The 16,976-nt window shown below is 60.0% G+C and carries 14 protein-coding genes; 8 read left to right on the forward strand and 6 right to left on the reverse strand.

Annotated features, from left to right (window positions below):
- Nucleotides 1–57 precede the first annotated feature (57 nt).
- The 4 genes from FHX16_RS04540 to ubiA all read left to right on the forward strand — a co-directional run bounded on the left by FHX16_RS04540 (nt 58) and on the right by ubiA (nt 3,745).
- Nucleotides 58–1,317, forward strand: coding sequence for a cyclopropane-fatty-acyl-phospholipid synthase family protein (locus tag FHX16_RS04540; protein WP_183859963.1), 1,260 nt, complete (start codon nt 58–60; stop codon nt 1,315–1,317).
- Between the two features lie 57 nt (nt 1,318–1,374).
- Nucleotides 1,375–1,956 carry a histidine phosphatase family protein gene (locus tag FHX16_RS04545; RefSeq protein ID WP_183859961.1) on the forward strand — a complete coding sequence of 194 codons (582 nt, stop codon included), beginning with the start codon at nt 1,375–1,377 and terminating at the stop codon, nt 1,954–1,956.
- 70 nt (nt 1,957–2,026) lie between these two features.
- Nucleotides 2,027–2,746: a hypothetical protein gene (locus FHX16_RS04550; RefSeq protein WP_183859959.1), complete on the forward strand. Its 720-nt coding sequence runs from the start codon at nt 2,027–2,029 to the stop codon at nt 2,744–2,746.
- 39 nt (nt 2,747–2,785) lie between these two features.
- A complete protein-coding gene (gene ubiA / locus FHX16_RS04555; protein WP_183859957.1) occupies nt 2,786–3,745 on the forward strand; it encodes a 4-hydroxybenzoate octaprenyltransferase in 960 nt (319 codons plus the stop codon).
- A 73-nt stretch (nt 3,746–3,818) separates the two neighbouring features.
- On the opposite strand, the gene FHX16_RS04560 is transcribed toward ubiA, so the two are convergent.
- A complete protein-coding gene (locus FHX16_RS04560; RefSeq protein ID WP_016552966.1) occupies nt 3,819–4,385 on the reverse strand; it encodes a DUF6101 family protein in 567 nt (188 codons plus the stop codon).
- Nucleotides 4,386–4,684: 299 nt separating this feature from the next.
- On the opposite strand from FHX16_RS04560, the gene FHX16_RS04565 reads away from it, so the two are divergent.
- Complete coding sequence (locus FHX16_RS04565) at nt 4,685–7,405, forward strand: DUF1217 domain-containing protein (protein WP_183859955.1); 2,721 nt, start codon at nt 4,685–4,687, stop codon at nt 7,403–7,405.
- Nucleotides 7,406–7,426: 21 nt separating this feature from the next.
- Here the strand turns inward: FHX16_RS04565 and FHX16_RS04570 are convergent, their stop codons facing one another.
- Genes FHX16_RS04570 through FHX16_RS04580 form a run of 3 tightly spaced genes read right to left on the reverse strand, consistent with a single transcriptional unit; the run spans nt 7,427 to nt 10,514 of the window.
- Nucleotides 7,427–8,854 (reverse strand): FAD-binding oxidoreductase, encoded by a 1,428-nt coding sequence (locus FHX16_RS04570; protein WP_259126636.1) that lies wholly within the window; start codon nt 8,852–8,854, stop codon nt 7,427–7,429.
- Between the two features lie 19 nt (nt 8,855–8,873).
- A complete protein-coding gene (locus tag FHX16_RS04575; RefSeq protein ID WP_259126637.1) occupies nt 8,874–9,848 on the reverse strand; it encodes an L-threonylcarbamoyladenylate synthase in 975 nt (324 codons plus the stop codon).
- 57 nt (nt 9,849–9,905) lie between these two features.
- Nucleotides 9,906–10,514, reverse strand: coding sequence for a DUF6656 family protein (locus tag FHX16_RS04580; protein WP_183859950.1), 609 nt, complete (start codon nt 10,512–10,514; stop codon nt 9,906–9,908).
- A gap of 415 nt (nt 10,515–10,929) precedes the next feature.
- Between FHX16_RS04580 and FHX16_RS04585 the strand changes: the two genes are divergently transcribed.
- On the forward strand, nt 10,930–12,174 hold the full coding sequence (locus tag FHX16_RS04585) for an aromatic ring-hydroxylating dioxygenase subunit alpha (protein WP_259126640.1): 1,245 nt from the start codon (nt 10,930–10,932) through the stop codon (nt 12,172–12,174).
- Nucleotides 12,175–12,246: 72 nt separating this feature from the next.
- Here the strand turns inward: FHX16_RS04585 and FHX16_RS04590 are convergent, their stop codons facing one another.
- Complete coding sequence (locus FHX16_RS04590) at nt 12,247–13,236, reverse strand: glycoside hydrolase family 25 protein (protein WP_259126642.1); 990 nt, start codon at nt 13,234–13,236, stop codon at nt 12,247–12,249.
- A 155-nt stretch (nt 13,237–13,391) separates the two neighbouring features.
- Here FHX16_RS04590 and FHX16_RS04595 point away from each other — a divergent pair, with 155 nt between their 5' ends.
- Nucleotides 13,392–13,925, forward strand: coding sequence for a BA14K family protein (locus FHX16_RS04595; protein WP_259126643.1), 534 nt, complete (start codon nt 13,392–13,394; stop codon nt 13,923–13,925).
- Between the two features lie 52 nt (nt 13,926–13,977).
- Here the strand turns inward: FHX16_RS04595 and FHX16_RS04600 are convergent, their stop codons facing one another.
- Nucleotides 13,978–14,973, reverse strand: coding sequence for a transporter (locus FHX16_RS04600; protein ID WP_183752309.1), 996 nt, complete (start codon nt 14,971–14,973; stop codon nt 13,978–13,980).
- Nucleotides 14,974–15,188: 215 nt separating this feature from the next.
- On the opposite strand from FHX16_RS04600, the gene FHX16_RS04605 reads away from it, so the two are divergent.
- Complete coding sequence (locus tag FHX16_RS04605; protein WP_259126645.1) at nt 15,189–16,967, forward strand: acyl-CoA dehydrogenase; 1,779 nt, start codon at nt 15,189–15,191, stop codon at nt 16,965–16,967.
- The last annotated feature ends 9 nt before the right edge of the window (nt 16,968–16,976 follow it).

Genomic DNA, 16,976 nt, shown 5'->3' on the forward strand with positions numbered 1-16,976 from the left:
GCGGCAGAGAGGTACTAAGTTGATTGGACCATCCTGTCACAATGCGAGGCCTTGCTTATGGCGTCGGCTTTCTTATCGATCGTCCAAAAACTCATCCGTAAGGGTAATCTGAGACTGACTCTCGCCAGCGGCGAGACGCATATGGTTGGCGACGGCACCGGTGAACTGGTTGTCGTTCGCATGGCCGATGAAGAGGCGGAACAGCTGATCCGCCGCGACCCCACCCTGAAACTTGGGGAAATGTTCATGGAGGGCCGGTTCATCCTCGAACAGGGCAACATCTACGATTTCCTGGCGATGGTGAAACAGAATACCACCAACGAGATCTTCGATATCCCGATGGCGGCCCTACTGATCGGACGCATTGCCCTGCAGCAGCTGAAAAGCCGCATTCCGATCAACCGCAACAGACGTAACGTTGCCCACCATTACGATCTGTCCGAAAAGCTCTTCGAACTCTTTCTCGACGAGGATTGGCAATACTCCTGTGCCTACTACAACCCGCCCGGCATCAGCCTGGAGGAGGCGCAGGTCGCCAAGAAGCGGCACATCGCCGCGAAGCTTCTGCTCGAACCGAACCAGCGCGTTCTGGAGATCGGCTCCGGCTGGGGTGGCATGGGCATGTACCTGGTGGAATCCACGCCAGGGCTGGAGCTCACCGGCATCACGCTCAGCAAGGAGCAGCTGAAGATCTCGCGGGAGCGTGCGCAGAAGCGCGGCCTTGCCGATCGCGCGCGCTTCGAGCTGCAGGATTACCGCACGATGACCGGCAGGAAGTTCGACCGGATCGTATCGGTCGGCATGTTCGAGCATGTCGGCATCGGCAATTTCGGCAAGTTCTTCAAGAAGGTGCATGAATTTCTTGCCGATGACGGCGTCATGGTGCTGCACTCGATTGCGCGTCCGAAGCCGAGTTTCGCGACCAATGCCTTCATCGAGAAGTATATCTTCCCGCAGGGCTATATCCCGTCGATCGGCGAGACGCTGCCGTTCATCGAAAGTGCGGGGCTGCTGGTTCGCGATGTCGAAGTGCTACCGCTGCATTACGCCTACACATTGCGCCACTGGCGCGACCGCTTCGTCGCGCGAAAGGCCGACGCGGTCGCGCTCTACGACGAGCAATTCTTCCGTATGTGGGAGTTCTATCTCGCCGGATCCGAGATCGGCTTCCGCTGGGACGAACTATTCGTCATGCAGATCCAGATTTCCAAGAACCAGTATTCGACCCCCGACAATCGCGACTACATCGCGGCGAACGAGGCAAAGCTGAAGGAATTCGAGGCGACGCGTCCGCCGCTCGAAAAGGTCATTCTCTGACCCAGATCAAAGGGCGCGGCAAGGACCGCGCCCTTTCAATTTCGGAGCCTGATGGCAATGGCAAACACCCTTCCGGAAATCTATCTTGTCCGTCACGGCGAAACCGAATGGAGCCTGTCCGGACGACACACTGGCCGCAGTGATATCCCGCTCACCGAAAACGGCGAGGTGGCCGCGCGTCAGGTCGGTCCACGTCTTGCGGGCAAGAGCTTCGCGGCCGTCTGGTCGAGCCCGTCGCAACGCGCCCGCAACACCTGCGAACTTGCCGGTTTCGGAGTTGGCGCGATTGTCAAGGACGATCTGGCTGAATGGGACTATGGCGACTACGAGGGCGTCACCAGCAAGGAAATTCATGCGACCCGACCAGGCTGGCAGCTGTTTCGCGACGGCTGCCCGAACGGCGAGGCGGCGAACGACGTTGGTGCGCGGGCTGACCGGATCATCGTGGAACTGCGGCAGGCCAATGCCGCCATCCTGATCTTCTCCAGTTCGCACTTCCTGCGCGTCCTCGGGGCCCGCTGGCTCGGGTTGCCGCCGGCGGACGGGGCGCGGTTCATTCTGGACACGACGAGCATCAGCGTTCTCGGCTACGAGCACGACCTGACGGAGCCGGTCATCCGGCGCTGGAACGGCATCTAGGAATACGACTTTGACGAGCAGTCTCGACTCAGATTGAGTGCGTACCCAGAAGCACAAGGGGGAAGGCGGGATGCTACGCGAGACGTTCGGCATTATCGGCAGAAACTGGTCCATGTATCTGGTCGTCGTCATTGCTGTCGTGGCGATTGCGGTATTCGACGAAGTTTCGGGCAAGACGACGTCGAGTGGCGCGACGACGTTCATGTGGAGCTATCTCGCTATGTGCGTCCAGGGCGCGGTGATCTACTCCTGGTCATTCGCCGAGATCGGAAAGCGTGCAGGCTTCGGAAGGACGTTTCCCTATTTCCTCAAGACGCTGGCGCTGTTGATTGCTGCGCTCGGGATCTCCCTGCCGATCTTCATGTTCTTGCCGTCGGGATTGGACATATCGGCAAGCGTGCTGATTTACACCTTCGCTGCGCTGATCGCCTATGCACTGGTGCTGTCGTTGTTTGGAACCTGGCCGGTCTCAAGCATTACCGGTGTCGGCACATCGCTTTTGGATGCGCTCCGACGCGGCGTCTCGCGACTGGTGTCGACGTTAGGTCGTCTGATCGCCGCGATCGTTCTGCCAGCGGTTTTGTCGATCCTGCTTGTTGTGCTGGCGTCTCACCTTTCGATCTCGCCATTGCTGCTGATCGATGGAAAGCCGAACGTCGTTATGCTTGCAATCTCGGCGATTGCGGCATTCCTTCAGGCGCTCAGCGTCAGCTACGCTGCGGTTGCGCTTGCCCGCATCTACCTTTCCGGCGAGCAGGGGTCTGTAGAGTTTGGCGCTGCGGCCGCATGACGGCTTGACCCGCGCCTTGACCGATCGCTAGATGGCGTCATGCAACAGATCGGCGGAATAAACGGGCGCGTTGCGGATGCGCCTTCGAACAACTGGGTATACCGGATCTTGCCTCCGTGGCTCTGGCCTTATGCGCAGCTTGCGCGCTGGGATCGGCCGATCGGTTGGCAGCTCTTGATGTGGCCTTGCTTCTGGTCGGCGACAATGGCTGCCAATGCCGCAGCCACTCTCGGCCAGTTTTCTGGCGGCCAGCTGGTTTTCCATCTCCTTCTCTATTTCATCGGTTCAGTCGCGATGCGCGGGGCAGGGTGCACATACAACGATCTCGTCGACCACAAGATCGACATGGAAGTGGCGCGAACTCGTTCGCGGCCGCTGCCGTCGGGTCGGGTGACGCGCACCCAGGCCAAGGCGTTCATCGTCCTGCAGGCGCTGGTTGGGCTGCTGGTCGTGCTGCAGTTGAACTGGTTTGCCGTCATCCTCGGCGTCCTCTCGCTCGCCATTGTGGCACTTTATCCCTTTGCCAAGCGCTTTACGGATTGGCCGCAGTTCTTCCTTGGCCTTGCCTTCTCCTGGGGTGCCTTGATGGGCTGGGCCGCGATTTTCGGGAGCCTCTCGCTGGCGCCTATTTTCCTCTACGTCGCCTCGGTGGTCTGGACGATCGGTTACGACACCATCTACGCCCATCAGGACAAGGAGGACGACGAACTGATCGGCGTTCGTTCCACCGCGCGGCTGTTCGGCGACAAGACGAAACAGTGGCTCGTCGGCCTCTATGGTCTGACCCTCGTGCTCGCCTTCTGCGCCTTCCTGGCGGCAGGTGTCGGACTGTTCGCCTATCTCGGCCTGCTCATTGCCGCCGGTATGTTTGCGTGGCAAATCGTAACGCTGGATATCAACGACGGCGAGCAATGCCTGGCCCTGTTCAAATCCAACAATCGCGTCGGACTGATCATCTTTGCCGGCCTTTTCTTGTCGCTGCTCTTTGTCTTGCCTTAGGCCAAGATACGGAAGACCAAGACGAAAAACCCGGCACAATGGCCGGGTTTTCGGTTTTGGCAGATCGCCCCGCTCAGCTGCGGGCGATGATTTCCTTGCCTTCGATCTTCATGGCGACGCCGAGCTTGCCTGTCGTGCGACGCACGAGGAAGCGCGGGCGGCGGTTGGCGAAGTAGGAGTGGCGGCGGCGCGGCTTCAATGCGCTGGTCCGCAGGTCGCCGAGATGTTCTTCCAGTGGACGGGCAATGCCATCTGCCTCGACCATCAGCATCGGAATGCGGAAGGCTTCCGACCAGCTGCGCCAGTCGGCGGCAATATCCGCCAGGTCGTGAGCGACCAGAAGGGGTACGCAGAGCTCCGGATCTTCGTGGTGAAGCTCCAGGGTTACGGTGACCTCGCCGTTGCCATGGTCGATGGCGCGGGCGGCAACGCCCTTGAAGGCGCGCTTGGGAAGTGCGATCGAAAGCGGCAGGCCGCTCGAGGGGAGAACCTTGCGCAGGATAGCGCCACGTTCGTCGATCGTTATGCTGACGTCACTTGTGGAGTCGTGGATGGCGTAGCTGACCTGTTGGGGAAAGCGAGACGGATCGAGACGCAGTGTCGTTCCAGCCCATACGGGCTTCATAACGGTGTTGTTCATGTTCATTCTACCCTTGTCTTACCTGAGAGCCGGTTTCCGGTCTTCTCCTCGGGGCTTTTCGCCCTCTATGGCTCGACAATAGGCGCCGCCTGTTCGAGACAGCTTAAAAATCGCGGTTAAGAAAACTTTGCCTCCCTGGATGGTTATCAAAACCGAAGCCGGCAAGGTTTCCGGAGGGTGAACGCCGGCTGTCTCATATTGCAACGCAAGATGGGTAAGTCTCGGGTAAGCTTTTTATCGCAAAATGGCGCAGAACCACTCTGTCATACTTTGAAGACTTTGCCGGAAAAGGGCGTGTTATGATCTCTGCTTCGATGGCCTACAACATAGTGTCGGGGAACATGAAGCAGAGCCTCGATCGCGTTGCCTCCCAGGCCACGGTCAAGCGCGACGCCGACTACTACAAGGACAACATCAACAAGGTCAAAGACGTCGACGATTTCCTCGGCAACTACAGGCTCTACAGCTATGCGATGAAGGCCTATGGCCTCGACGACATGACCTACGCCAAGGCCTTCATGAAGAAAGTCCTGGAGAGTGATCTGACCGATGCCGGCAGCTTCGCCAACAAGCTGACCGATACGCGCTACAAGGAATTTGCCGCCGCGTTCAACTTCAATTCGCCGGCAGCGGATGCGCAAAGCGACGCGCAGGAAGACGATCTGATCGGCCTCTACACGCAGTCCTTTGCCGACGAGAGCAAGAATGCGGCGACGGAGACCGACTACTACGGCAATGCGATCGATGCAGCGCAGGATGTCTCGGATATCGTCGGTGACAGCCGTGTCCGTACCTATGTCCTCAAGGCCTACGGCATTGATCCTACATACGTCTCCAATGACTTCTTGACGCAGGTTCTAACCAGCGACGTCAACGATCCGAACAGCTTCGTGAACGTCAACGGCAACGAAAAATATCAGGCGCTTGCTGCGCAATTCAGTTTTAATGCCGATGGCACTGTCAATGGCGCGGCGCAGACCGCTGCCCAAAAGGACGCCGTCATGGAACAGTACAACTTGACTGTTCCGTCGATCGTCACCCCTGCCGCAGCGGACTACAACAAAGCCTACTACCTGTCCAAGATCGGAGCGATCACCAGCGTCGACGATCTTCTCGCTGACAGCCGCCTAACGTCCTACATCAAGACGGCCTTCGGCATGTCTCAGGATTTCAGCACCGCAGCGCTGAGACTCGTGCTGACCGATGCCAGCTACGCGACGTCTCTGGATCTCAGCGAAGCCAATCAGGCGTTCAACTTCAATTCCGACGGGACGATCAACGGCGCGGCGGCGTCCTACACGGCGCAGACGCCCGATCAGATAAAGACCATGGGCGACCTGGCCGCCTCGGCGACCAGCTACTACCAGTCCACGATCGTTAACATCACCAACGTCGACGATCTCGTCGCCGACGCAGGGCTGACGCGCTATATCAAGGATGCCTATGGCATACCGCAGACCTTCAGCGATGCCGATCTCAAGAGCGTTCTCACCGACGCAACCTATGCCGCCAGCCTTGGCTATGATGCGGTCCATTCGGCTTTCAACTTCCAGGCAGATGGCAGCGTACCGGATGACGTCAATGCGCAGACCTCCGCTCAGGCGCGCGTGACCAGTTCAGGCGCGCGCTCCAACCTCGATTACTTCCAGAGCACGATCGGCACGATTTCCAATGTCGACCAGTTGATCGCGGATACGAAGCTGACCAGCTTTATCAAGTCGGTCTACCAGATGCCGGCCAATATCAGTGATGCTGATCTCAAGAACATCTTGATTGATCCCAGCTTCGCTGCCGCTCAGGGCTTCAGCAATGTCAACGCAGGCTTCAGTTTTGCTGCCGATGGCTCGGCCGCGGCCGCCTCCGGTCCGCAAAGCGCCGAACAACTGATGAACACCACCGACAGCTATTCGGTCCGCTATGACGACGCACAACAAGAGGCCATGGACGCGGCCGTCGCCAATTACAAGGAGCGGATGAGCGACGACAACATCAAGAAAGTGGACGATTTCCTCCGCTCCAACGCGACGGCGGATCTCGACAACAGCAACGATGGCTTGCCGGATCCCTATCAGATGGCGCTGCGCGCCTACGGGCTGACGGAGCAGGACGTGCCGCGTTCGACACTGCGCAAGTTGCTGAAGAGCGACCCCTATGATCCGAACGGCTATGTCGCCTCGTTCAAGGACGAGCGCATCACCAATCTCGTCCGCGCCTTCAACTTCGGCAGCGACGGCAAGATCACGTCGGAAGTACAGGCACTGTCACCCGCCGTCATGGCCAAGTATGCGACGAACTACAAGTCGCGTGCCACCTTGGGAATGGACGACGGCTCGATCAAGGACAAGGCTTCGAAGGACGCGACGAAGGCCGTCGATGATTTCGCCAAAGGCATGGCCGAGGTGAAGTCGCTTGATGATTTCCTGAAGAACGACAAGCTGACCAGCTTCGTGCTGAAGGCGAACGGTCTCGATCCGAAAAAGTACGACGACGAAACCTTGCGGAAGATCTTCACGTCGGATCCGTCCGATTCCAAGAGCTATCTGAATACAAAGGCAGACTCCAAGTTCAAGGAAATCGTTGCCGACTTTAACTTCGATACCGCCGGAGACCTGACACGCGCCAAGATCGGCGCCGTTCAGAATGTCGGCGCCGAGGATCGGACCCAGACGAACTATCTTCAGCAGACTCTCGAAACGCAGCAGGGTGAAAGCAACGACGGCGTGCGTCTTGCTCTCTATTTCGCCCGCAAGGCTCCCGACATAACCTCGCTCTACAGCATCCTCGGGGACAAGGCGTTGTTCCAGGTCATCACAACCACCTTCAGCCTGCCGAGCGGTATTTCCAGCATGGATGTCGAGAAGCAGGTCGATCTTCTGAAGAAGTTCGTCAATCTCGACGACCTTCAGGATTCGAAGAAGGTCGACAAGCTGTTGAAGCGGTTCACCGCAATGTATGACCTGCAGAACAATTCCAACAACTCACCGGCGCTCAGCATTCTGACCGGCGGCACATCGGGCTGACCGCCTTAGCAGCGACCTCCTCTAGTCGACGTTGACGACCTTTCCGGGATTCATGATGCCGGCCGGGTCGAAGGAGCGCTTGATCCTGCGCATCAGTTCCATTTCGATCGCCGGACGGATCGATGCCAGCTCATCACGTTTCAGCTGGCCGATCCCATGCTCGGCGGAAATCGATCCGCCATGTGCCAGGACGAAACCATGGACGATATGGTTCATCTCGTGCCAGCGCTCAAGGAAAGCCTGCTTGTCCGCGCCGACGGGCTGGGAAATGTTGTAATGAATATTGCCGTCGCCCATGTGGCCGAACGCGCAGATGCGGGCGCCCGGCATCGCAGCCATGACGGCTTCGCCGGCCTCATGCATGAAGGCCGGGATTGCCGAAACCGGCACGGAAACATCATGCTTGATCGATCCGCCCTCCGGCTTCTGCGCCTCCGACATGCTTTCGCGCATATGCCAGAGCGCCTTCTGCTGAGCGACGGAAGAGGAGATCGCCGCGTCTTGAACCAACCCGGCCTCGAAGCCTTGTTCGAGCAGCGCCGTCATCATCCGCTCGGCCGTCTCGGCGGAGTCGGACGTGGAAATATCGACGAGCACGTACCAGGGATGCGCCGACTCTAACGGATCGCGTACGCCCTCGATATTGCGCGCGGTGATTTCGACGCCGAAACGCGGCATGAGCTCAAAACCGGTGAGCGAGGTGCCGCAGAGGCTGGACGCAAGGTTGAAGAACGCAAGCGCATCCTCGACCGAATTGAGCCCGGCGAATGCAACCTGCTTGCCGAGCGGTTGCGGAAAGAGCCTCAGCACCGCGCCGGTGATGATGCCGAGCGTGCCTTCGGCGCCGATGAAGAGGTCGCGCAAGTCGTAGCCGGTGTTGTCCTTCTTCAGGCGGCGCAGCCCATCCCAGATCTCGCCGGTCGGCAGCACCACCTCGAGGCCGAGGCAGAGGTGGCGCATGTTGCCGTAGGCAAGCACGGCCGTGCCGCCGGCATTGGTCGAGAGATTGCCGCCGATCCGGCACGACCCCTCGGACCCAAGCGATAGCGGAAACAACCTGCCATGCGCTTCTGCCGCCTTCTGCACCTCGGCAAGGATCGCGCCGCCATCGGCGACGAGAACGTTGGCAACCGGATCGACATCGCGAACCTTGTTCATGCGTTCGAGCGAGATGATGATATCGGACTTGCCTTCACGCGGGGTCTGGCCGCCGACGAGGCCGGTGTTGCCCGTCTGAGGCACCACCGCGGTGCCGGTTTCGCTCGCAAGCTTCAGGATTGCCGACACCTCTTCGACGGAGCCCGGCTTCAGCAGGAGAGGCGAGGAGCCATGGTAGAGGCCGCGGTTTTCGATGAGATGCGGCGCGAGATCCGCTTCGCTGCGGAGGGCATGTTTCTCGCCGACGATGGCGGTGAAACGGTCGAGAAGTTCGGGGGAAACGCTGCTCATCGAAACTCGGTCCTTCTTGTTATTCTCGTGGGGCGGCGGCCCGGCGCAGCCGGTCGTTGATGGCCTCGCCAAGTCCCTCGTCGGGAATGGTCGAGAAGGCGATCGTCACAGCGCCGCTGGCATCGGCTCTCTTCATATAGTCGAACAGGTTCGCCGCCGCTTCCGCAAGATCGCCGTCGTGGCTGAGGTTGAGAACGATCCTGGCATCATCGGCGCCGGCAACTGCGGTCTTGCCAAACGCAATCAACGCCTCGCCAGCATCGACGTGGGTTGCGTCCAGTCGGACAGTTGCACCCGGAGCGTAGTGGGACGCCAACATTCCTGGTGCCTCGATGGCTGCGGACGCTTTCCGGGATCGCAGAAGCTTTTGACCGGCCACGCGTTCGATCTCCGAGGCTGGCAAACCGCCTGGCCTGAGCAGCCTGACCTTGCCATCCTCGACCTTGACGATCGTCGACTCGACACCGACGGCGCTCGCACCGGCATCGAGGATCAGCCTGATGCGCTCGCCGAGATCGGCATCGACATGGTCGGCGCTGGTCGCGCTGATTTTGCCGGAGGTGTTGGCGCTGGGCGCTGCGAGCGGTCGCCCGAAGGCGCCGATCAGCTCGCCGGCAAAGCCCTTCGGAACGCGGATACCGACCGTTTCGAGACCTGCGGTCGCCAGGGAATGAATGGCGCTTCGGGGCTTCAGCGGCAGCACGAGCGTCAGCGGGCCGGGCCAGAAGGCTTCGGCCAGCGCGCGTGAAACCGGGTCGAACTCCGCATAGTCTTCGGCCATGGCAAGATCGGCCATATGGCAGATCAGTGGGTTGAAGCGCGGGCGGCCCTTGGTCTCGTAGATGTGGGCGATCGCCACCGGGTTTGTGGCATCGGCGGCGAGGCCGTACACCGTCTCCGTCGGGATCGCGATCGGAAACCCTTCGCTAAGCACCGCGCAACCGACCTTGATGGCCTCTTGCCTGTCCTTCGTGATGTCGATCGATCGTGCCATGCGCTGCCCGGATTGCTGTCCGGCAGTCCTTATGCTTTCCCGGCGACAGGATCAATATCAGAGCTGGCGGATGATCTCGCGCAGTTGTTCGTTGCGCGCGCCAAGTAGAAGTACGTTCTTGATGGCGACCTGCGGATCGTCGGTGCGGAAAAGTATGCCGTTGCCCCGCACCGAGCGGTCGATCGTCATCTTTTCCGGTGTGTGTTCGCCAGGCTTGATGGCGACCGCGAAGTACATGCGCGAATATTTGACATCGATCCTGTCAAAGAAATTGTCGTTGTCGCCGATGTCGGCGTAGAAATTCGCGATGTAGAAGGCCCAGCTGACCTCCTCGTAGCGGGCGAATTTCGTCCGCGACGCCGTTACGTGGCAGTAGCCGAGATGCGGGCTGTCCCGCAGCGTCCGATGGAACAGCATCTTCGGAAACTGGATCGAGCGGTGGAAGCCGTTGATATTCTGATGCGTCTTTTCGCCGGCATTCTCCAGCGTGCGGCCGGTCCTCTCGGCGACTTCGTCATGCGTGAGATAGCGCCGTTCTTCGGCGAGCCAGTGCGCCCGCGTCCGCGTGATCTTACCGGTACGCAGGAATTCCGAATGCGAAGCCGCCGGCGTCGCGTTGCGGGCATTGAGGCTATTACTGGCGTCGAAATAGCGAAGCTTCGCCATGGTAGGTATCCGCATGCGTGTCTGATGTGGCGAGGATAGGCAATCATGCTTAATGGTGTGTTAAACGCTGCCTCCATCGCGGATCGACAAGATCAGGGCCAGGTAGCTAGGTCGCAATTGCGACAGCGGTGGTAACACTACGTCGAAATCCCAAGTGTGAATTGGCTTGCGCTGATGTCGTAATTGACCTTTGTTGCCGGGAACGAGGCAAGCGGAAGCGGAATGATGCAGCCGATTCCGGGCTCCTTTGCTGCCTGTCGTCATTTTCGAAGCCGATGTCGCTTTACAACCAAGCGCAGCGGGCCGGCGGTGGTTAAATGCCCTTCAAGAAAATCTCCTGACGGAGAGGGAGCGAAGCTTCCGGCGGCTCTCGCCTTTGACCTAAGCGGCGGCCCAACTATACGAGGATGTGCAGATGGATATTCGCAACAACGTATTGCGGCAACTCAAGGCCCGCCGGGAAGGCTTCAGTCTCGAGCAGCCATTCTATATCGACGAGGATTATTTCAAGCTCGATATGGAAATGATCTATTACCGCGATTGGCTCTTCATGGGCCACGATTGCGAGCTGCCGAAAGCCGGGGCTTATTTCACGGTCCAGATCGGCCAGTATCCAGTCGTCATCGTGCGTGGACGAGACAACGTCATCCGTGCCTTCCACAACAGCTGTCGCCACCGTGGCTCGCGTGTCTGCACCAAGGAGCACGGCTCGTCCGTTCGTCTCGTGTGCCCGTATCACCAGTGGACCTACGATCTCGATGGCAAGCTCGCGTTTGCCCGTCACATGGGTGATGATTTCGACAAGACCGGTTATGGCCTGAAGCCCGTCCATTGCGAGAGCTTCGGCGGCTATATCTTCATCTGTCTCGCCGAGAACGCGCCGGACTTCCAGCCGATCCGCGACATGGTTGCGCCCTATATGCTGCCGCATCGCCTGAGCGAGGCGAAGGTCGCCTTCCAGAGCACGATCATCGAAAAGGGCAACTGGAAGCTTGTCTGGGAAAACAACCGCGAGTGCTATCACTGCGCGGCCAACCACCCCGAACTCTGCCGCACCTACCCGGAAGCGCCGAGCGTCACCGGCACGGATGGCGGCGCCGACGATCCGGAAATCGCTGGACATTGGGCACGCTGCGAGGCTGGAGGCCTGCCGAGCAAGTTCCAGATTTCTCCGGATGGCCAGTTCCGCGCGGCTCGCATGCCGTTGATCGAGGATGCCGAGAGCTACACTATGTCCGGCAAACGCGCCGTCAAGCTGCCCCTTTCGGAGGACGTGACGCTTGATCGCATCGGCACGATGCTGCTGTTTCATTATCCGACGACCTGGAACCACATTCTCGGCGACCACGCGATTTCGTTCCGGGTGCTGCCGCTCAGCGCCAACGAGACCGCGGTCACGACGAAGTGGCTTGTGCACAAGGATGCCGTCGAGGGTGTGGATTACGATCTGGCCGAACTTACCCACGTCTGGACCGAGACCAACGATCAGGATCGCCGTATCGTCGAGGAGAATGCGTTCGGCATCCACTCGCCGGCCTACGAGCCCGGCCCCTATTCGATGCTGCATGAGGGCGGCGTGATGCAGTTCCTCGAATGGTACTCGAACTTCATGGTCAATCGCCTGCAGGGCGATCAGGCGAAGCTCTCCGTCGTCGCCTGATCTGCTGAGAAAGCTACCTCCCGAGTGGCCTCGTCTCCCTGTGAGACGGGGTCTTTTTTTTGAGCGCGCGCCTCAGAAGTCGCGACGAGCTCGGACCACTTGGCTCTGTGGTATCGAAGAGCTGACGATGGGATCCGGGGCAAGAGCTGCGATGTCCATCGCCGGCCTTGCGCGCGGTTCCATCTCGATCTTGGCGAGAATGAGCGGCGGGTCGGGTTCGCGCGCCGGCAGAAGGTTGCCGCGCGCCCATATTTTTGCGAGTTCCGCCCGGCTCATCGGCGCGACGTTGACATCGATGTCGGTCAGCGTGCCCGGTACGCGATACGGACAGCGGCGCTTGCTGCAGTTCGTACCGGATGAGAACTGCCACATCAGATAGTTGTCCCAGTTGCCCATCGGGAACACACCCTTCACATCGGGCTTGTATCGCGCATACCAGATCGGCAGCCGCGCCAGCACGGGATAGTCGTTGCGGTAGGCTGCGATGTAACGGGCAGTGTTGTGGTTGGTATAGAGAACCGGGTAGCGTCCGGTTCGCGCCCTGATATGACCGGCGAATATCTGCGCGTCCTCCAACGACATGAATTTCTGAGGATCGATCCCCTCGAGGTCGAGAATCATCATCTCGTCGTCCTTGGGATCGGCGTATTCAAGGAAATGGTTGGCCTGGTCGACGGGATTTCCCGGTCGCGCAAGGTGATAGGAGCCCCAGAGAAGGCCCGCCGCCCGCGCCACAAGCCGCCGCGTCTGGAAGAGTTCGCGGCTCACCGCATATTTGCGCCACATGGTCCTGCAATGGGCCACGGTATCCCCGGCATGGTCGCCGGTGCAGGAGAAGCTCTCCGGAAGTCCGTCGGAGGCCTTCGAGATGAAGGCGGCGATGCGCTTGTCGGAGAGCAGAGAATTCCAGTCGATCGCGTTTAATTCATACGCGTCGACAACGAGCGCGTTGTTGGTGTTCTTCCAGGGAAGCGTGTCGGCAGAGGCGGCCTGCGTCGGTGCCCCCGCGGTAAGCGCTGGAACCACCAAGCGAAGCAGAAGATTTCTCCAGGATTGCCTCATGGAGTGAGCGTGATGAAAGGCGGTTAATGCCCGGTTAATCCGGGATCGCTTAAGAACGGAAAGTCGCGCCAACGTCATGAAAACCGGTCATTGGAACGTTTTCATAGCCTTCGCGTTATCGTGCGCGCGTATTCCAACCTGGAAATGGAGATTCCATGACTGGATTTTCTAAGAAGATAGCGATTGCCGTTATTTCCCTTGTCACGCTGGTAAGTGGCTATGCACCCTTGCAGGCGATGCAGATGCCAGCCTTGCCGCAGGTTGAAAAGTCCGGTGACATTCAGGACGTCCAGTATTGCCGAGGCCCGTACTGCCGCCCCGGCTATCGCCCCGGATACCGTCCGGGCTACTATCCCGGCTACCGCCCTGGCTACTATCCGGGGTACCGCCCAGCTTATCGCCCAGCCTATCGGCCTGGCTGGTACGGTGGCTACCGTGGGTATCCCTACTACCGAAACGGCTACCGTTACTACAACGGCTATTGGTTCCCGCTGGCGGCCTTCGGCGCCGGCGCTGTAATCGGTGGCGCGATCGCCTCGCAGCCGACCTATGTGGCGCCTCCGCCCGCCGCTCCACTCGCTTCGAGCCATGTCGCCTGGTGCGAAGCGCGCTATCGCTCTTATCGTGTCTACGACAATACCTTCCAGCCATACAACGGCCCGCGCCAGCAGTGCGTTTCTCCGTATTGAGTGAAGCTGGATACAACTCAAAAGCCCGGCAGCGATGCCGGGCTTTTTGCGTTCAGAGAATGCGGACGCGCTTCAGCAGCCACCATGCCAGCACGATCGAGGCGATGATCAGCGCCACTGCATATTCGGTGCCGCCGCTCCCTTCGGCAAAAGGCAGGTTGGTGGTGTTCATGCCAAAGAAACCCGTCACCAACGTCGGCGGCAGCAGGAAGGCTGTCATGATCGATAGAATGTAGAGGTGACGGTTCGTCTCGGACGACAGTTTCGAGTCGATTTCTTCATGCAGCAGGCGGGCGCGGTCTTGCAGGGCATAGATGTCGTGGTCGACCGTTTCGAGGCGGCTCGTCAACCGTCCGGCAACATCATCGAAGCCAAACGGCATTTCGTCGTCATGCGAAGCGGCGGCGCGGCGCATCAGGGCGAGCACCGTTCTCAGGTGCCGGTGTAACCGAACGACCGTGCGACGGACGGGCGCGAGCCGCAAGCGTTCGTCGCGCGGCGCTGCGTCATAGACGAAATCCTCGATGGCATTGAGCTCCTCGGTCATCTCCATCACGATCGAGATCAACGTACGCTGGAACTCGATCACCAGGGTTTCAAACAGATCGACAGGCCGTTCGAACTTCTTGGGGTTCTTCTCGACCATGACGCGAACGCGCTCGATGCTGCGCAGCGGCTGCAGCCGGGTCGTGATGATGAAGCAGTCGGAGATCGCAAAATGCAGCCAACCGAGATCGGCTGTTTCGCGATCGAACTCACGTTGGCAGTCGACGAGGGTGCCGTAGAGCATTTGTTCGTCCACGGTAATGGCCGCATGCGTATCGCGCGTGACCAACGCTGCCTTGGCATCGTCGCTTAAGCTCTCGATCGTATCGAGCAGACCGGGAACCCTGGCGTCGGCCAGGTTGAGATGCAGCCAGTAGAAGCCGCCGCCGTTCGTCAGTTCGGTCTGCGGCGCGCTGTTTGCGAGCCGCATTGCCTTGCCGCCGTCCGTCGGAAAGCGGTAGGCCCACACGAGTCCCGGGATGGTGACGGGCAAAGTATCCATTGGTGCGCCGGTCCTCTTGCGATGGCGGTATGTGTCCTTAGAGATTCTCTATGACGGCTGTTTGTGCAAGTGCGCAATACTGCCGATACCATACTCCCCGCCGGATTGTTGCCGGAAGTTTAAAATTGACGTTTACGTAAAAATCAATTAGCTCTGCCGATGGAGGTGCCGGAGGGCTTTGCGGCTCGAGGGCCTGCAATGCGAGGAGGTCAAGAATGTACAAAGCGCCTGTCGATGAGATTGCGTTCACGCTGAAGCACGTTGCCGGATTGGGGAACGCGCTCGACGCGGGTTTGCTCGGCGATCTTGGAGAGGATCTCGTCGATGCGATCCTTCATGAAGCGGGACGATTTGCCACAGATGAAGTGGCCCCGCTCGCGGAGATAGGCGACCGCCAGGGGTCGCGGCTGGTGGATGGAAAGGTCGTGACGCCGGATGGCTGGCGCGATCTCTATCGGAACTGGAGCGCCGGCGGCTGGAACGGACTGACGGCACCTGAAGAGTTTGGCGGGCAGGCGCTGCCGCACATGCTGAACGTCGCGGCGCTGGAGATGTGGAACTCCGGCTCCATGGCCTTCGCGCTCTGCCCGACGCTGACCATGGGGGCAATCGAGGCTATCAACAGCCATGGTTCCGACGAACTCAAGAATACCTATCTCGCAAAGCTTGTCTCCGGTGAATGGACCGGCACGATGAACCTGACGGAGCCGCACGCCGGCTCCGATCTCGGCGTGCTCAAGACCCGTGCCGAGCGCCGGGACGATGGTACCTACCGCATCTTCGGCCAGAAGATCTTCATCACCTGGGGCGAGCACGATGCGGCCGACAACATCGTTCATCTGGTCCTAGCCCGCCTGCCGGATGCACCAGCAGGGACGCGCGGTATCTCACTGTTCCTGGTGCCGAAGTTCCTTGTCAAACCGGACGGATCGCTTGGCGCCCGCAACGATCTCTTCGTGCACTCTTTGGAACACAAGCTCGGCATCCACGGCTCGCCGACCTGCACGATGATCTATGGCGATGGCAAGTTCGGCTCCGAGAAGGGCGCGATCGGCTGGCTGGTCGGCGAGGAGAATAAGGGCCTCGCCTGCATGTTCACGATGATGAACAACGCCCGCCTTGCCGTCGGCATGCAGGGCGTTGCCGTTGCCGAGGCAGCGACGCAGAAGGCGATCGGCTACGCCAAGGAGCGTACCCAGGGCAAGGCACCCGGGTGGACCGGTGGTGGCATGAGCCCGATCATCGAGCATCCCGATGTCGTCCGCATGCTGCTGACGATGAAGGCGCTGACCCAGGGCGCCCGGGCGATTTCCTACGCCTGTGCCCACGCCATCGACATGTCGCATCGCGCCTCCGACGGAAGGCCGCACTGGCAGGAGCGCGCTGCGCTGCTGACCCCGATCGCCAAGTCCTTCTCGACCGATGTCGGCGTCGACGTTGCCTCGCTCGGCATTCAGGTGCACGGCGGCATGGGCTTCATCGAGGAAACGGGCGCTGCGCGTTACCTGCGCGATGCCCGCATCGCGCCGATCTATGAGGGCACCAACGGCATTCAGGCAATCGATCTGGTCACCCGGAAACTGACACTCTCCAACGGCGATCAGGTCCGCGGTTTCATCGCCGAACTGAACGAGATTGCCGATCAGGTCCGCCATTCCAATCTCGAGGGCTTCGGCGCGACGGCAAACCAGCTCGATGCAGCGATAACCGACCTCGGCGAAGCGACGGACTGGCTGTTGGCGAAGGTTGGCGATGGCAAGACGACTGAGGCGTTAGCCGGCGCGACACCCTATCAGCGTCTCTTCGGCCTCGTCCTGACCGGCTGCTACCTTGCCAAGGGCGGGCTCGCACCGGCGCAGGATGGTGGCGCCGAGCGGCGGATCGCGCTCTGCCGCTTTGCTGCGGAAAATCTTCTTTCGGAAGTTACGGCGCTGAAGGACTGCGTCACCAACGGCGCCGCAAGTCTCGCAGCCGCCAAAATCATTCTTGCCTGAGGAACCATC

Origin of the sequence: Rhizobium sp. BK661, from assembly GCF_024808825.1 — a bacterium.
Taxonomy (GTDB): Bacteria; Pseudomonadota; Alphaproteobacteria; order Rhizobiales; family Rhizobiaceae; genus Rhizobium.

What these genes read in the sequence shown, in the direction of transcription:
- FHX16_RS04575 (WP_259126637.1), bottom strand. Translation starts at nt 9,848, where the DNA reads ATGGCACGATCGATCGACATCACGAAGGACAGGCAAGAGGCCATCAAG.
- FHX16_RS04545 (WP_183859961.1), top strand. Translation starts at nt 1,375, where the DNA reads ATGGCAAACACCCTTCCGGAAATCTATCTTGTCCGTCACGGCGAAACC.
- FHX16_RS04600 (WP_183752309.1), bottom strand. Translation starts at nt 14,973, where the DNA reads ATGGATACTTTGCCCGTCACCATCCCGGGACTCGTGTGGGCCTACCGC.
- FHX16_RS04560 (WP_016552966.1), bottom strand. Translation starts at nt 4,385, where the DNA reads ATGAACAACACCGTTATGAAGCCCGTATGGGCTGGAACGACACTGCGT.
- FHX16_RS04585 (WP_259126640.1), top strand. Translation starts at nt 10,930, where the DNA reads ATGGATATTCGCAACAACGTATTGCGGCAACTCAAGGCCCGCCGGGAA.
- FHX16_RS04570 (WP_259126636.1), bottom strand. Translation starts at nt 8,854, where the DNA reads ATGAGCAGCGTTTCCCCCGAACTTCTCGACCGTTTCACCGCCATCGTC.
- FHX16_RS04580 (WP_183859950.1), bottom strand. Translation starts at nt 10,514, where the DNA reads ATGGCGAAGCTTCGCTATTTCGACGCCAGTAATAGCCTCAATGCCCGC.
- FHX16_RS04565 (WP_183859955.1), top strand. Translation starts at nt 4,685, where the DNA reads ATGATCTCTGCTTCGATGGCCTACAACATAGTGTCGGGGAACATGAAG.
- ubiA (WP_183859957.1), top strand. Translation starts at nt 2,786, where the DNA reads ATGCAACAGATCGGCGGAATAAACGGGCGCGTTGCGGATGCGCCTTCG.
- FHX16_RS04550 (WP_183859959.1), top strand. Translation starts at nt 2,027, where the DNA reads ATGCTACGCGAGACGTTCGGCATTATCGGCAGAAACTGGTCCATGTAT.
- FHX16_RS04590 (WP_259126642.1), bottom strand. Translation starts at nt 13,236, where the DNA reads ATGAGGCAATCCTGGAGAAATCTTCTGCTTCGCTTGGTGGTTCCAGCG.
- FHX16_RS04595 (WP_259126643.1), top strand. Translation starts at nt 13,392, where the DNA reads ATGACTGGATTTTCTAAGAAGATAGCGATTGCCGTTATTTCCCTTGTC.
- FHX16_RS04540 (WP_183859963.1), top strand. Translation starts at nt 58, where the DNA reads ATGGCGTCGGCTTTCTTATCGATCGTCCAAAAACTCATCCGTAAGGGT.
- FHX16_RS04605 (WP_259126645.1), top strand. Translation starts at nt 15,189, where the DNA reads ATGTACAAAGCGCCTGTCGATGAGATTGCGTTCACGCTGAAGCACGTT.